General features: G+C 38.9%; 10 protein-coding genes. 5 read left to right on the forward strand and 5 right to left on the reverse strand.

The window, feature by feature from the left end:
- Window positions 1-93: 93 nt before the first annotated feature.
- Window positions 94-2,721, forward strand: a complete 2,628-nt coding sequence (locus TY03_RS07030; RefSeq protein WP_081713063.1) for a glycoside hydrolase family 2 protein — start codon at window positions 94-96, stop codon at window positions 2,719-2,721.
- On the opposite strand, the gene TY03_RS07035 is transcribed toward TY03_RS07030, so the two are convergent.
- The 5 genes from TY03_RS07035 to TY03_RS07055 form a co-directional block, all read right to left on the reverse strand.
- Window positions 2,718-3,344 (reverse strand): DUF3256 family protein, encoded by a 627-nt coding sequence (locus TY03_RS07035; protein WP_148335594.1) that lies wholly within the window; start codon window positions 3,342-3,344, stop codon window positions 2,718-2,720. The genes TY03_RS07030 and TY03_RS07035 overlap by 4 nt on opposite strands.
- A 60-nt stretch (window positions 3,345-3,404) precedes the next feature.
- A complete protein-coding gene (locus TY03_RS07040) occupies window positions 3,405-4,304 on the reverse strand; it encodes a DMT family transporter (RefSeq protein WP_042368546.1) in 900 nt (299 codons plus the stop codon).
- 22 nt (window positions 4,305-4,326) lie between these two features.
- A complete protein-coding gene (gene truA, locus TY03_RS07045) occupies window positions 4,327-5,088 on the reverse strand; it encodes a tRNA pseudouridine(38-40) synthase TruA (protein ID WP_042368548.1) in 762 nt (253 codons plus the stop codon).
- A 63-nt stretch (window positions 5,089-5,151) separates the two neighbouring features.
- Window positions 5,152-9,261: a hybrid sensor histidine kinase/response regulator transcription factor gene (locus TY03_RS07050; RefSeq protein ID WP_052332417.1), complete on the reverse strand. Its 4,110-nt coding sequence runs from the start codon at window positions 9,259-9,261 to the stop codon at window positions 5,152-5,154.
- A 190-nt stretch (window positions 9,262-9,451) separates the two neighbouring features.
- Window positions 9,452-10,087, reverse strand: coding sequence for a DUF5033 domain-containing protein (locus TY03_RS07055; protein ID WP_042368550.1), 636 nt, complete (start codon window positions 10,085-10,087; stop codon window positions 9,452-9,454).
- Between the two features lie 434 nt (window positions 10,088-10,521).
- On the opposite strand from TY03_RS07055, the gene TY03_RS07060 reads away from it, so the two are divergent.
- The 4 genes from TY03_RS07060 (at window position 10,522) to TY03_RS07075 (ending at window position 15,366) form a co-directional block, all read left to right on the forward strand.
- Window positions 10,522-11,091, forward strand: coding sequence for a DUF3575 domain-containing protein (locus TY03_RS07060; RefSeq protein ID WP_042368551.1), 570 nt, complete (start codon window positions 10,522-10,524; stop codon window positions 11,089-11,091).
- Between the two features lie 13 nt (window positions 11,092-11,104).
- Window positions 11,105-12,547: a DUF3868 domain-containing protein gene (locus TY03_RS07065; RefSeq protein WP_042368554.1), complete on the forward strand. Its 1,443-nt coding sequence runs from the start codon at window positions 11,105-11,107 to the stop codon at window positions 12,545-12,547.
- Window positions 12,548-12,919: 372 nt separating this feature from the next.
- Entirely contained in the window at window positions 12,920-14,167 is a 1,248-nt protein-coding gene (locus tag TY03_RS07070; RefSeq protein WP_081713064.1) for an Mfa1 family fimbria major subunit, read from the forward strand.
- Between the two features lie 122 nt (window positions 14,168-14,289).
- A complete protein-coding gene (locus TY03_RS07075; RefSeq protein WP_042368558.1) occupies window positions 14,290-15,366 on the forward strand; it encodes a FimB/Mfa2 family fimbrial subunit in 1,077 nt (358 codons plus the stop codon).
- The last annotated feature ends 8 nt before the right edge of the window (window positions 15,367-15,374 follow it).

Here is a 15,374-nt window from a genome sequence, read left to right on the forward strand (position 1 = left end):
CCATACATCAGCAGGCAGTGGAGAAACATGACTTCGTTTTTCTGCTGCCTGTTCTTACTATAATGCCATCTAATTCTTTCAAACACACGAATCATGACGATCAAAAAACATCTTTCCTTTCTTACATTGACCCTATGTGCAATGCTTCAGTTATATGGCGGCAATCAAAAGCAACAAACAACAAAAGAGCTTGGCACATCCGAACGCCTACAAATCAATCTCAATAGAGAGTGGCGATTCATGTTGGGCGATTTTAACGGTGCCGAACAGCCATCATTCAAAGACGAGGCTTGGACACTCACTCATCTGCCTCACTCTTTCTCTATTCCCTATTTCATGTGGAAAGGGGTTTATAATGGCTACGGTTGGTACCGAAAAGAGATTGAAGTGCCCAATAAGTGGAAAAACAAGCAAATCAGTATTGAGTTTGAGGGGATTTTCATTCAAAGTGAAGTGTTCTTAAACGGAAAACGTATTGGCGAACACGTAGGGGGATATACGGGTTTTTGCTACGATCTTACTCCATTCATCAAGCCAGGTAAAAACATACTGGCAGTCAGAGTCAATAACCTATGGAAAGCCGATGTAGCTCCGCGAGCCGGCGACCATCAGTTTAGCGGAGGTATCTACCGGGATGTGTATTTACATATCACCAATCCTCTCCATGTAGCTTGGAAAGGTTCATTCGTTTCGACACCCGCTGTTTCAAAAAAAGAAGCGACTGTAATTGTGCAAACAGAAGTGTGCAATGAGTCGACTCGAAAGAGTTCCTTTCAGATCTGTACAAAGGTGGTAGCCCCCAACGGAAAGATCATAGCCAGTACGGAAAGCAGTGAACAATTGGCAGCCAACTCAACAAAAACAATCGAACAAACACTACCGCACATATTGTCGCCTCAGTTATGGCACCCCGAAACGCCTCATTTGTATAAAGCTTATACCACCATACGAAAAGCAGGTAAAGTGGTCGACGAAACAGAGACAACTTTTGGTATCCGATGGTTCGAATGGAGTGCCGATAAAGGCTTCTTCCTGAATGGAGAGCACCTGTATTTATTAGGAGCCAATGTACACCAAGATCACGCCGGTTGGGGAGATGCAGTAACCAATGCCGGATTCTATCGGGATGTGTTACTCATGAAACAAGCCGGATTTAATACCATCCGAGGATCACACTACCCTCACGACCCCGCTTTTTCGCAAGCTTGCGATGAATTGGGAATGCTTTTCTTTCCTGAAAATGCATTATGGGGCATGGGAGGAAGCTCCGGTGACCGGTTTGGTTGGGGAACCCCTTCTTCGGGTTGTTATCCACCCGAACCTAAAGATCAGGACGCCTTCGACACAAGTGTCATCACACAACTGAAAGAGCTTATTCGCATTCACCGCAACAGCCCTTCTATCACAGCCTGGAGCCTGTCTAATGAAGCCTTTTTTACCGATAAGAGCACACTGGAACGAGTTAAAAATCTACTAAACACAGCCACCGACAGTATACATCTTTGGGACAACACCCGTCTTGTAGCCATTGGTGGATGCCAACGAGGAGGACTCGACAAGCTAGGCAAAAACCAGATTGCATTTTACAATGGAGACGGTGCAACCTTTCCAGCCCCCGGCGTTCCAAGTATGGTATCGGAATATGGAAGCATAACCACCCATCGACCCGGAAAGTTTGCACCGGGATGGGGAGACATAAAAGATGGTTTCGTTCGTCCCCCGTGGAGAGGAGGGCAGGTGATATGGTGTGGATTCGATCATGGCACAGTTGGTGGCGAAGGGCTCGCTATCATGGGTATAGTCGATTACTTCCGCATTCCGAAACGCTCGTGGTATTGGTACCGGGAGGTATATGCCAAGGGAAATAGCGAGCCTGTTGAACCAACATGGGCACAACCGGGAATACCTGCAGGTATTCGTTTAACAGCCGATAAACACCTATTACAGGCTCCCGACGGAACAGATGACGCCCATCTGCTGCTTACAATCATTGACAAAACCGGTACACCTATCAACAACGAGATACCTGTAACACTAACCATCGTATCCGGCCCCGGAGAGTTTCCTACCGGACGTTCTATCCGGTTCATGCCGCCTTCCGATCAAGAAGCATCGGATATTACGATACGCGACGGATTGGCTGCTATTGAATTCCGCAGCTATTATTCAGGAACAACCGTTATTGAGGCTACTGCAGAGGGGATACCTTCCTCATCACTGACCATCACCACCAAAGGAACTCCTACTTGGGAGTCATGCGGTAAGCCCTTGGCCAGCAACAGACCTTATCGACGCTATACACAATCAACTTCGAGTATCACATCCTTCAGCGAATTGTTGTTAGCCAATAACAGACCTACTGCCGTTAGTTCGACAGCAGAAGGCTTCAATAAAAGCTGGGCAAATGATGGCGACCTGCAAAGTTCATGGAAAGCAGCCATGACCGATACAAAGCCGTGGTGGCGTGTCGATTTGGAAGCGTCGTATGATATAAGTAACATTGAAATCGACTTCGCTACCGAAGCGAAACATAGCTTCGTCATTGAAGTAACATCCGACAATCAACAATGGACTACGGTAGTAGATAAGCGTAATAACCCCGAACGTAGAAAGAAGGAAGTACTGCAAGGAAATTTTGGTAAGAATATTCGCGCAGTACGCATCCTGTTTACATCTGCCATGCCGGAAATAAGTGAATTCAAAATAGGAGGAAAACCTTAAAAATGGTTTGACTTCCAAGGATATAGTAAAGGACGGCGGATAAACGGTTTTAGTTTTTCTGCCGTCTCTTTTTCCATATATTCCGGAGTGGTAAGTGTAAAGGTAAGGGTGTCATCGTGCTTTGACAAGTCGGCTTTCATCAAAAACATATCTATTTGCGAACGAGCATGAGTTAAGTCTTCCGTAACCAACGAATCAGAAGGCAGTAAAAAGTCCTCCAGTACCGGCAATGTTAGGTAGTCGGAAGCAGCGAGCTCCTTCCAATCAGTCGTATAAAATCGAATACGACTATCACAAATAGGTGCACAGGCAGTCGTTACCGTACAAATTACTTTTGTAGAATCACTGGTAGCCAATAACTTCATCTGCCAGCTAACCTGTGGAGACATTTGCATCTTGAGATAATCCTTACTCAACTCGGTCATTTCAGATTTATGCCCGAAGCGATTCTCGACTTGTGCTCTCATCTTACTTTCAAGAAAGTCGATACAATCGGCTCTATTCACTGCCGTCAATAAAGGACTCAGCGAATCGGGCATTTGTACAAACAGAGTTTTTGCCTCTTGTGCAGAAACAGAAAAATAAAAGCTAAAAGCTAAAAGAATAAAGAGTATTTTTTTCATTGTCAGCAAGCAATAATGATAACGGTACATCCGAATATCCGTTTTCCCATACAAGGAATGTTATTTCGTTCCCAAATATAAGAAGAACATTCCGATTAATACCAAGATAAGGTCAATAGCCTTACTTTTTAAATTCTTTTCACGGAACATCATGGCTCCGAAGATAAATGAAACGATAACACTACTGCGTCTTACCATCGAAACAATAGAAATCATCGAATCATCATAACTTAAGGCATAAAAATAAACAAAATCGGCTGCAGACAAGAAAACGGATATTAGAATAATCGCCCAGTCCCAACGAAAAGGCGTTGTCGTTTTTCGTTTAGGATACCATAACAACAGAATAATAGAGCCCATCATGAACAGCTGATATACATTGTACCACGACTGTACTACCATTGGAGGGAGCTGCTTCATTAAAAATTTATCATACAGTCCGCTAACAGCACCCGTTATAGCTGCCAGAATAATAAAGAAGATCCATTTATTATGTTTAAAATCAATCCCTTCTTTCTTACCCGAACGGCTCAACATGAAAAATGAAATAATACCTAATATTACTCCAATCCACTGATACAAATTGAGTCGTTCGCCAAATAACAACATTGCACCCACCAAAACCATAATAGGGCGAGTAGCATTAATAGGGCCGACTATAGTTAATGGAAGATGTTTCATCCCGAAATAGCCAAATATCCACGAAGAAAGCACGATAAAAGATTTGATAATTATGAGGCGATGCACTTCCCACCCTACAATGGGTACATCGAATATCGTCCCTCCTAATACCTGAGGCATACAGATAGATAAAAGAATGAACGGAAGAAAAATAAGACTGGAGAAGAGTGTATTCAGAAAAAGAACCGGAAGCACTGCATTGTCTTTAAGTGACTTCTTTTTAAATACGTCATAGAAGCCCAGCAAAGCTGCCGAGAGGAAAGCAAAGAATAACCACATATATTAAATTGTAAATTACGTATTATACATTCTGAGGTAGAAAGATCTCTTCAGGATATTCAACATTGACAAGAAAGAGTCCGTTGGCAGGTGCCGATGTACCGGCTTTGCAACGATCGTGTTGCTCAATAACACGACGAAAACCCTCAAGCGTTAGTTTACCGCGCCCCACCTCGACAAGCGTACCCACAATAGCACGTACCATGTTGCGCAGAAAGCGGTCGGCACGAATAGTAAAGACCCAAGTTTCTTCGTCTACCTTTGTCCAGGCAGCATGAGTAATGTGACAAATATTCGTCTTTGCATCGGTATGTAGTTTACTGAAGCTGGTGAAGTCGGTATATTCGAGCAATATTTGTGCAGCTTCATTCATCAATTCATAATCGAGCTTACCGTACATTCTCCATCGATATTGGCGGTTGAAGGCCTGTTTGGTCGAAGTAACATAATACTTATAGGTACGTGCCGTTGCTGCGAAACGGGCATTTACATCCGAATAGACCTGTCGCACCCGATACACCGAGATATCGGCAGGTAGCAAACGGTTTAATTTCTCTGTCACGGCCGCTGTATCGAGATCTCCATCATGATCAAAGTGTGCAACCATCAACGAGGCGTGTACTCCGGTATCGGTTCTACCCGCTCCTATTACTGTCACTTCGCGACGCAAAAAAGTAGATAAAGCTTTCATCAGGCACTCTTGTACGGTGATGCCATTGGGCTGTATCTGCCATCCGTGATAGTTGGTTCCGTCGTAAGCTAAATAAATAAAATATCGTTGCACGCTGCTCTTTCTTTAGTTGATTTCAGGGTGCAAAGGTAGCAAATTATTTTTTCATTGCATCTCTTAGCCAACATAAGTAGAAGGAGTAGTACCAAAAGTATCTACAAAGTGCTTTCTGAAAGTCGGAATATCATTATACCCAACCATCTCAGCTACCTCTGCAACACTATATTGCTTCTCTTTCAACAGCAACGCAGCCTTTTTTATACGTACCCCTCTAATAAGCTCGATAATTGTATAGTCAGTGCTTTGTTTTACTTTTCTATATAAAGTTGGTTGACTCATATTTAAATCAGAGGCTAGTTTCTTTACATTAAAATCTACTTCACAGAGGTTCTCTTCGATGATACGAATAACTGAACAGATAAATGGATCTTCCAGTACAGTATTGGAGAGGTCATCGGACGTATCACTACCGATCTCTGGCAACATCAACAATTTACCATACATCTGCTTCAAATTCGACCGTCCAGCAATAAGATTTTTCACTCTTGCCTTCAAAATGCTCGGTGTAAAAGGTTTAAGCATGTAATCATCGGCCCCCATTTCTAATCCTTTGAGTACATCCTCATCTTCTACTTTGGCAGTCAACAGAATCAATGGAATATGACAAGTATCCAAACCTTCCTTCACCTCTCTACAACATTCAAATCCATCTTTAATAGGCATCATCACATCGCAAATAATCAAATCGGGCAACTCCTTCTTCGCTAACTCAACCCCCTCCTGCCCATTAGAAGCCATAAGCATTTTATATTCTTTGCCCAAAAGAATATTCAAATAAAGACGAATTTCTTTATGATCTTCTACAACCAATAATGTTTTCTTATGAGGTATAATTTCTTTCGGAATATCAGCCGACAATTCAGTGCATTCCTCTAAACCTGGTGATTTATTGAATTCACTATCTTGTGCTAGCTCCTCTAATTCTTCAGGTTGGATGAACCTCACATGAAGATCATCTTTAAACACATCTTTTGTCAGCGGAAGCATAACTTCTACCTGAGTTCCTTTTCCTGTATCTAACGAAATGGTTCCATGATGCTCTTGGATAATAGTCTTCATCGTACTCATTCCTAATTCCAAACAGGAAAAGTCTCTTTGCCACATTTCCTCCTCATCTTCCTCCCATATAATTACATCCGATCCATTATCAGTTACCGTTATTTTACAATAAGGAGATCCATTTTCTGCCATTGTTTCACAAACAGATAAAGTGATAATTCCCGAATAACGAATATGAAGAAACGCATTGGAGATTAAATTATGAATTAAAAAATCTATTTTCCGTTTACTGATCCAAACCTCGGCATTTTTCTTAACCTTCATATTATACTGAAAATCAATAGAGTGAACCACAATCAGATCTTTCACCGAAAGCAAGATTGATTCGACTATTTTCTTAATAGAATAAGGTGCTATTTCCAATATCTCCTCAGCAGCTCCCTGCGTATAAATACCCAAGAGTTGATTACAAATATCAACCATAGCAATGGAGTTCCTGTAAGCCATTTGTGCTTTTACCATCCCCCCTTGCGAAAGATCTTTTTCAGTGGTTATCTCTTTTAGAGGTGCAATTATTAAAGAGAGAGGGGTACGTAATTCTTTCATCAGAAGAGTAAGTAATCGATTACGTATCTCATCCATCTTCTTTTTCTGCTCCTCTTTTACTTTGTTCATTTTTAGCGCTTCTTTGAAAAAGAGTTCTCGAGCTCGATAAATTCGTTTAATCCTTACTCTCCGAATAAAGTAGCGATAAGCCCATACACCTATCCCAAGCAAGATAAACACAAATAAAACAATAGCCCAGATTGTTTGCCACCAACAAGCTTGCACTACTATCGGTACCTCCAACACCTCTCCTTTGGTGCCGTCGGGATAAATAAGATTTGCTTGCAGTGTATATTTACCTGATGATAGATGGGCATAACTAACCCCTTTCTCCATTGAGATAATAGTCCATTCACTTTCTACAGGCAGTAAACGATAAGCCATTTTTCGCTCCATGATACCATAGTGTAAATCGGAGAAATAAAAACTAAAATCACGATCATTTACATCAAAGACAAACGTTTTTTGTTGATCAGGAGAAGTATACAGAAGAGTTCGATCACTCACCTTGTCACCAACCCCAACAGATGCTCCATTTACAAAAAGATCCGCTAAAGCAAGGTTTTTTTTATGCTTTGGGCTCTTAACCACTACCGGATCAAAGAAAATCATATCTCTGAAATTTGCCCATAATAGTCGCCCGTCTTTAAGCCTGCATACAGCCCTACAGCTTCCTAGCAAAGAATAATTATAAAAAGAGGCATGATCGTTTCGAACGGTCATAATTCCAGAGTTACTACCTAACCAGGTATTACCCATTTGATCATCAATCATACAATAAACGTGTCCATTGGTTAATCCGTCCATAAGCGTAAAGGAAGATTCTACTTTATGCTTATCACGTCCATCTATTTTGATAAGTTTATTGCCGTAAGAAACCAGTATCTGATTATAATTATTCACGTATATGGCATACACGGGTGATACGTCCAACCCCATTCTCTCCTCATACCCTCCTACTATTTTCACTTGATCTCCCACAAGCTCTAACCTTCGCAAACCAGTAGTAGTTCCTAACCAGATCCCCCCCTCTTTATCCTCAGCTATAGCATAGCCCTCTTTTATCAATTCATTGGAGGGCAGTATTCGCCTACTCTTTTGAGTAGACATATCCAGTTGTATTAATCCATCAGAAGTGGTAATCCATAATCGATCTCTCGAATCCAAACAAAACTGCCGAATGGTAGCCGAAAAATCAGATTCCCCATCAGGCTCTAACTGTATTACTTTAGTCACTTGTGTCATCGGGTTAATGTATACTACCTCACCAGTATGACCACCTAGCCACAAATTGCCATTTGGATCTTTATATAAGCAATGTTTACCCGACATTCTACCTCCACCAGTCCAAGGTTCAAAAACTGTTTGAGGAGATAATTTGGGAATAGTACTCTTCCATACCCCCCCTTTTTCGGTAACCAGCCATATATATCCATTCAAATCTTCTTCAATATCATTCACTTCAGAGTCGAGATGCTGGTCGACATTGTTATACGTTTCTACACTTAAGTTAAACTTCATCACTCCTTCACCGAAGGTTCCAATCCACAAAATATCTTGTTCGTTATTCCACCAAAGACTTCTCATTGTACTTTTTAGCAGCTGTTTGGTAACTACTGATCCATTCGTTCGAACAGGCTTCATTGTAAATGGACTGCTTAGTAAGTCACTCATTTCGAATGTCAAACGATATAATCCAAACAGTGTCGATAAATAATAGGCTTGATCACTCACACAAACGATATCATTCACATAGAAATTTAATCGTTCAGAAGCATCTATATGCATCTCTTCACTAAGAGGGCGTACTATCTTTTGTTTTGTATGATAGCAATACACATCTCCACATCTTCGGCATATCCATAAATAATCTCCCCAAATAGATAACTTAGTAATTCGGCAATCTGTTTGAGAAGCATTCAGCTCTATATTGGATATTTTCTTTGTAGGCACTGTGTATTCTTGCACTTTCCCATCAGCCGTAGCTAAGTAGATTACTTGGTTACCGTCTCCACAAACCAAAGAGAAATTTCCCTTTATTGCCGGCTGCTTGGAAAGAGTACAAGTTACTTGATTTTCTTGTCGTTTTACCTTGCCAACATAGAGTCCAGTTTCCGTAGCTAAATAAAGTTCATTTTGAGGCGATAGATAGAAATCCACAATATTACGTTCATTAATAGGAATACTCCACTGGATTTGCTTGTATTCCTCTTTCACTATATCAAAACAGATTACACCTCCTTGGACAAGCTGCATATAAAGCAGTCCATCGACATCTTTCTTAATCGTTTTTACTGCTTTTGATAAGATGTGTACACCCGATTCAGAATGATTAGTCAATGGAAAGTTTCTCAATCGAAAACCATCATAACGAGTGATTCCTACATCAGTTGAAAACCACATGAAATTGCTCGTTCCCGAATACACCCCATATATGGTATTATTATTCAATCCGTTTTTAGTTGTTATTGTCTCAAAAGTCCAATAATTCGAACCAGGAGAAGAAAACACACATAAAAACGAATAGAACATCACTATAATCGACACAAGACGTTTCTCCATTTGGCTAACAGCTATGTTTAAATATTATTCTATGAAGTAAATGTATATAAATAAAACAATAAAACATCCCATTTAATCACATTTAACAAACATTTGCTGTACTAAAAGCCGACTACCATCACTATTCATAAGAATCCCCCTTGCGTGCAGGTTACTGTTCATAACAGAAAAACTGATTCTTAATTATTTATCAAACACCTAATTGAAAACGATAGCTCCCCTTTTCTAATTTAAATTCATACTGTCCTTGAAAAACAACCGGAACCCTTACCAAGCAATTCTCTTGATCATATACCTTAAAATAAAGATAACTTTGCGAAGTAAATGTATACGAATGGTCTCCAGAGTCTTTAGTCAGGCTCAACGAAAAACCATTAATATGCCAATAAAACAAAGTAGATGAATAGGTATAGTCAGTACCATAATAATAAACATTATCATTTTCTACTTCATAATTAAGCTGAACACAAAGAATAAAGTTATTGGCTGTAGAGCCAGTGCGCGTACTCGTCTGGTACTGCACAGGCATTTTAAGCGATTTTGTATTTGCATTCATGCCATTTAGGAAGTTAGAGACTATACTTCCTTTCAAGCATTCATGATATACATTACTATTAATGCGAACTGCTTCGAGGACACCTTTCATTTCTTCGGTAGATACAGCTGGAATTTTACTAATATGTTCCGTATCATATAATACTTCAATTCCATACTTTTTCTTTATCAACTCAAAAGAAGAATCAGTATCCGAAATATCATCCGAATTTTCACATGCTGTAAATGACAGCAACCCTATTAGTACAACAAAATAATAAAAAGTTTTCATGGCATTCTCTCCCGGTTTTAGTTTAATGACTAGTCATAAATTTACATCACTTTTTAAAGCATACTTTTCTTAGCATTGATCAACATAAGAATAAAAATTGAATCTGAAAAATTTTTCTAACTATAAATGAATAAAACACAAATCTTTAATGAATTATCTACCACTGTTCTCCTTTTTAGCGTAATTTATATGAATAATACACCCCTTATCAATGAATAATTTACAATCCATCAAATAAAGGAAAAAGAGGGAAAAAGAGAGTAGTACATTCAACAGAGATTAATTATCTATTTAAAATAAATTTGTTAGCACTTTTACAATATAAAAAATGTTTTTTTGCAAGAACCACCGCTTGAAAAAGACGAATATGCCAACGAACGAATCAAGAGAATATCCATACCTTTACGTGTAAACAAAGAAAAACATTTTACACAATGAAAAGAAAAGAAATAGTACTCACATTCGTGTGCCTATGCGTATCCACATTATTATATGGACAATCGGTAGGCATCAAAACAAACATCCTTATGGATGCTCTCAGAACCATCAATCTCGGGGTTGAAATCGGTCTAAGTAAAAAAACGAGTTTAGATCTATATGCCAATTATAATCCGTGGTCATATAGCGATAAAAAAATGATGAAGATGCTCATCTTCCAACCAGAACTCAGGTATTGGTTTTGTGACCGATTTAATGGACATTTTGTCGGCTTCCACGCTCATGCGGGCGTGTATCAAGCATCGGGAATAGAAATGCCCCTAAGTATTTGGCCTAACCTAAAGGATTATCGCTTCAAGGGGAACCTATATGGTGTAGGAATATCTTACGGATACCAATGGATGCTAAGTAAGCATTGGAATCTGGAGGGAAATATCGGATTAGGCTACGCAAGAGTCAAGTATGAACAGTTTGAGTGTAAAACTTGTGGTGCCAAAGTCGACGAGGGACATAAGAACTACATAGGTCCCACAAAAGCAGCAATCAGTTTAATTTATTTATTCTAATAAACAAAATGAAATGAAAAAAATACTATATACCCTCTTTTCGCTGTTATCAATACAGTCAGTTCATTCACAGATGTTATTCAAAAATCAGATACAAATAGAAAAAGTATCGGTCATACGTGATGATACGAACAATCTACTGATATCAATGGACATCGTCTTGCAAAAGGATATGAATATTAGCTCTAATCAAGCAATACAATTGGTTCCCGTATTACAAACATACAGCCAGATAAAAGCCCTGCCAGGTATTGCTGTATACGGACATAGACGGGCAATGGTACACGAACGAAATAAATATGTCCCAAAAGATATGTACCTTATATTGCGGCGTAAAAAAAAGACAGAGCAATTAATTCATTATAAAACACAGCTTCCCTATGAGTTATGGATGGAAAAAGCCAAACTTACACTAAACACAGATATATGTGGCTGTTGTAATATAATAGAGGAAGAGACCGGCGAACCGATCGTTCAACTCAATATTGTTTTGCCGCAAATAAACCCACACATAGCTTATATTATTCCGAAAGCAGAAGCGGTAAAGGAACGCATGGAGGAAGGACGTTCATTTCTGGATTTCCGTGTTAACCAAACCAATATTTCTCCCGAATATCGAAATAATACTATCGAATTGGCCAATATTCTTGCAACGATCGACAGCCTTCGCTCTCCCTACTGCCAAATTACAAGTATAGAGATACATGGATATGCTTCACCCGAAGGTAATTATAGCACCAATGCTTTTTTGGCTAAGGGACGCATGGAATCACTTATAGAATATGTTCAGAATCACTATAAGTTTGATAAAGGACTACTTACATCCCAATACACCCCTGAAAACTGGGATGGATTTCGTAAGTTTATAGTCTCTTCAACAATGGATCAAAAAGAAGCAATACTTGCCATCATCGACAGCAATGAACCCAATCTTGATATAAAAGAACAACGAATTGCCAAATTAATTGGGGCAGATGCTTATAAGTATCTGTTAAACGAATGTTACCCGACTTTACGATATTCCGACTATAGAGTAAGGTATACCATACGTCGTTTTAATCTTGAAGAAGCCAAAGAAATCATCAAGAAAGCCCCTCAATTATTGAGTTTAGAAGAGATATCAGCCGTAGCGAATAGTTATACAATTGGAAGCAAAGAATTTAATCAATCTCTTGACACTGCTATAAAAATATATCCAAACGATGCTACAGCCAATTTAAATGCAGCCGCTATAGAGCTTCAAAGAAACGGAAATCTGTCCTTAATAAAGCAGTATTTAAATAAAGCGAATCCCGAAGAAGGAGCTACGCTCAATAATCTGGGAGTAGTAGCCATGCTCGAAGGAAAGTTAGGTGAAGCAAAAGAATATTTCAATGCAGCCCAAGCATTAGGAGCAACCGAAGCAGAAGCTAATCTAATTGAATTGGCTAAAAAACAGAACTATCCGATCCATTGATTAAAGTGTAAGGTGTATATTTTGGCAACAAAACATACACCTTACACTTTAATATATCACTCTTTCTGCAAATCACCCATAAAAATCATTTCACAGAAAGAAAATAGTAAAATAACAGCTATTTTTTAGTCAAGATAGGTGATATATTAATCAACTCTGACGAAAACACCCCCCACTTAAGTAATCTATTAAAGAATGTCAAATACACCCTTTATAATTGATAAAAACACCAATCGTAACACACGAGAAATCACATTACTTTTGTTTCGTCGGTTAGATGAAAGTATCAATTAATAACCGTATTGACAGGTAAATTAAGAATAAATAGATTCTCAATAAAAATAATTATTCTTTCATTAAAAATTAATCAAAATGAAGCTCAAAAGTTTATTTTTAGCAAGTCTTGCCTTAGTAGCTATGGCATCTTGTAGTAACGAAGAAAGTGTTATCAGCGACGATAACCTAAGTACAGAAAAAAATGCGCTCATGCAAATCGGATTTACATTTCCAGCTTCAACGGTAACCAAAGCTACCGAGGCTGCAACCGTAGACGAGAGTGGTTTTACCGATGCTGTGATCGTTATCAAGCAAGCCCAGGGAAAAACGGTAGTAACCGTCAGTAGAGAAGATTTTAAGACTGACACGCCCAGTGATGAGAATGCTGTTCTTTATTTAAAAGACAAGATCGGTGTTTACGAAGGGGGAGCTAGTATATATGTCTATCTAAACGCATCTTCAGATTTAAAAACAAAGATAGCATCAGACGAGATATCAAACTACAGCAATCACGAAATAAACATATCTAATTATTCAGACAATATATTAGAGACATCAGGTAACGTGGCAGAAAAGGGCAAGTTCTTAATGAGTAACGCTAATGGAGCTGCCGTTGTTGAAACCTTCACTACAGGTGTAAACAAGGTCAAAGTAAATGTTGATCGCGTCGTTGCAAAACTTATAGAAATGAGTACAGACAAAGAGTTTCCAGTAGCGAATACTTCTGTCAATAATCAAAAAGAGATCAACGTTACTCTAGTTGGTTATTCATTTGCAGGTCTGCAAAAAAGCACCTACGTATTGGCTCAAAATAAATTAATAACTCCCAATTTGTACAATGCATTTGATGCCCTAACTACAAATTATACATTCAAAGCGTTTAGCGATATTGTGGATGAACACAGAACCTATTGTTTTGAAAATATAAACAATGAGACTAGTTTAGCAACAAAAACTAATATCGTTTATAAAGCAAAAATAAAAGTAGAAAATACAGCTGAAGGAACAACACTCTACGTTACTCCGGACAATAAACTATTTGTAAGCTTCAAGGAAATGGTAGACGCTGGTTACAATTTTGCCGGCATAACAAGTAACAGCTCAATTAAAGACTGTCTTGCACTTGGTTTACACAAATATGAAAATGGCATCTGCTATTATGTGGCTTCAATTAAAACAGGCGATGTGGAAAAGATAGTTCGCAACAATAGCTATCAGCTAAGAGTTAGTTCAATAGCCCAAATAGGTACTGTCCTTCCCGAAACAATAGGTACCTCACCATTATTAGAACTATCGGTCGAAGTTAATGCATGGACTACCAACCTTAATGCATTTGATTTGTAACAAACCTATCGTTCTTTTCCAAAACGGGGGAAGGTAAACCCCTTCTCCCGTAAACTGACGTTCTTAATCGGAATCAGTTTAACGGAACTCAAACAATAAATATTCTTCAAAAAAATAAAAGTATGAAACGCATATTTACCATCATTCCTAAAGAGACAAGCAGGATGCTATTAGTCGCTGTGTTGACCACCGTAATGGTATCCTGCGATTCTATATTGGATTTCAGCGATGGAGATTGCAGTATGGAATATAGAGTTAAGTTTACATACGACTACAATATGGAAAAGGTAGACGCGTTTGCAAAAGAAGTTAAAACAGTAACACTCTACGCTTTTGACAACAAAGGAAATTTTATTTACCAAAAAACCGAAGAGGGTGCAATGCTTGCCAATGACAACTATTCAATGACCGTAAATATCGAACCGGGTGACTATCATTTGGTCACTTGGGCAGGATTAGATGATCAATCATTTGCTGTTCCCCTTTTAACACCTGGCAAATCCAACATTAAAGACCTCACAATAAAAACATTAAGAGAGAAAAGCAAAGAGATGCAGGCCATAGAAGGAGAGGAAGGAAAATACATTGTAAATAAGGAATTATCACCGCTATGGCATGGACGGGTTGTGAACCAAGTGTTCACAAGAAGTGATCGGCAAACAATTATTCCCATTTCATTAATAAAAAACACCAATAATGTACGTATTGTATTGGCGCAAGTGAACCAAAGCTCCCGTGAGCCATCCCGAAAATTAGATGTGCACAATTTCAGCTATTCCATTTACGATAAAAATGGTCATATGAGTTATGACAATACACTGTTAGATGATAACCTTTTAACATATCAACCATTTCTCATTCAGCAAGGTGTCATAACCTCGAGTGCATTTAGGTCCACGCCTCTTCAGTATCCTGCAGCAATTGCAGAAATGAGTGTGGCGCGCTTATTAGAAACCCAAATTCCTCGCCTCAGCATTATAAACAAAGAAACCGGAGAGGAATTACTAGGCAACGGGATACTTACACACTACTTAAACTTAATCAGATTAGAGCTTTATAAAGAGATGCCTTTGCAAGAGTATCTCGATCGCGAAAGTTCTTTTGAAATAACGTTGTTCGTCAATGAAAAGCTGACACTGATTAATACAGTAATTGAAATAAACGGCTGGGTCATTCAGCTCAATGATTTCGAACTCTAAAATAAATA

This window comes from Bacteroides neonati (genome assembly GCF_000499785.1).
GTDB classification, from domain to species: Bacteria; Bacteroidota; Bacteroidia; order Bacteroidales; family Bacteroidaceae; genus Bacteroides; species Bacteroides neonati.

Excerpts from the sequence above, each read along its gene's own strand:
- TY03_RS07030 (WP_081713063.1), top strand. The coding sequence starts at position 94 with ATGACGATCAAAAAACATCTTTCCTTTCTTACATTGACCCTATGTGCA.
- TY03_RS07035 (WP_148335594.1), bottom strand. The coding sequence starts at position 3,344 with ATGAAAAAAATACTCTTTATTCTTTTAGCTTTTAGCTTTTATTTTTCT.
- TY03_RS07070 (WP_081713064.1), top strand. The coding sequence starts at position 12,920 with ATGAAGCTCAAAAGTTTATTTTTAGCAAGTCTTGCCTTAGTAGCTATG.
- TY03_RS07060 (WP_042368551.1), top strand. The coding sequence starts at position 10,522 with ATGAAAAGAAAAGAAATAGTACTCACATTCGTGTGCCTATGCGTATCC.
- TY03_RS07075 (WP_042368558.1), top strand. The coding sequence starts at position 14,290 with ATGAAACGCATATTTACCATCATTCCTAAAGAGACAAGCAGGATGCTA.
- TY03_RS07065 (WP_042368554.1), top strand. The coding sequence starts at position 11,105 with ATGAAAAAAATACTATATACCCTCTTTTCGCTGTTATCAATACAGTCA.
- TY03_RS07055 (WP_042368550.1), bottom strand. The coding sequence starts at position 10,087 with ATGAAAACTTTTTATTATTTTGTTGTACTAATAGGGTTGCTGTCATTT.
- TY03_RS07040 (WP_042368546.1), bottom strand. The coding sequence starts at position 4,304 with ATGTGGTTATTCTTTGCTTTCCTCTCGGCAGCTTTGCTGGGCTTCTAT.
- TY03_RS07050 (WP_052332417.1), bottom strand. The coding sequence starts at position 9,261 with ATGGAGAAACGTCTTGTGTCGATTATAGTGATGTTCTATTCGTTTTTA.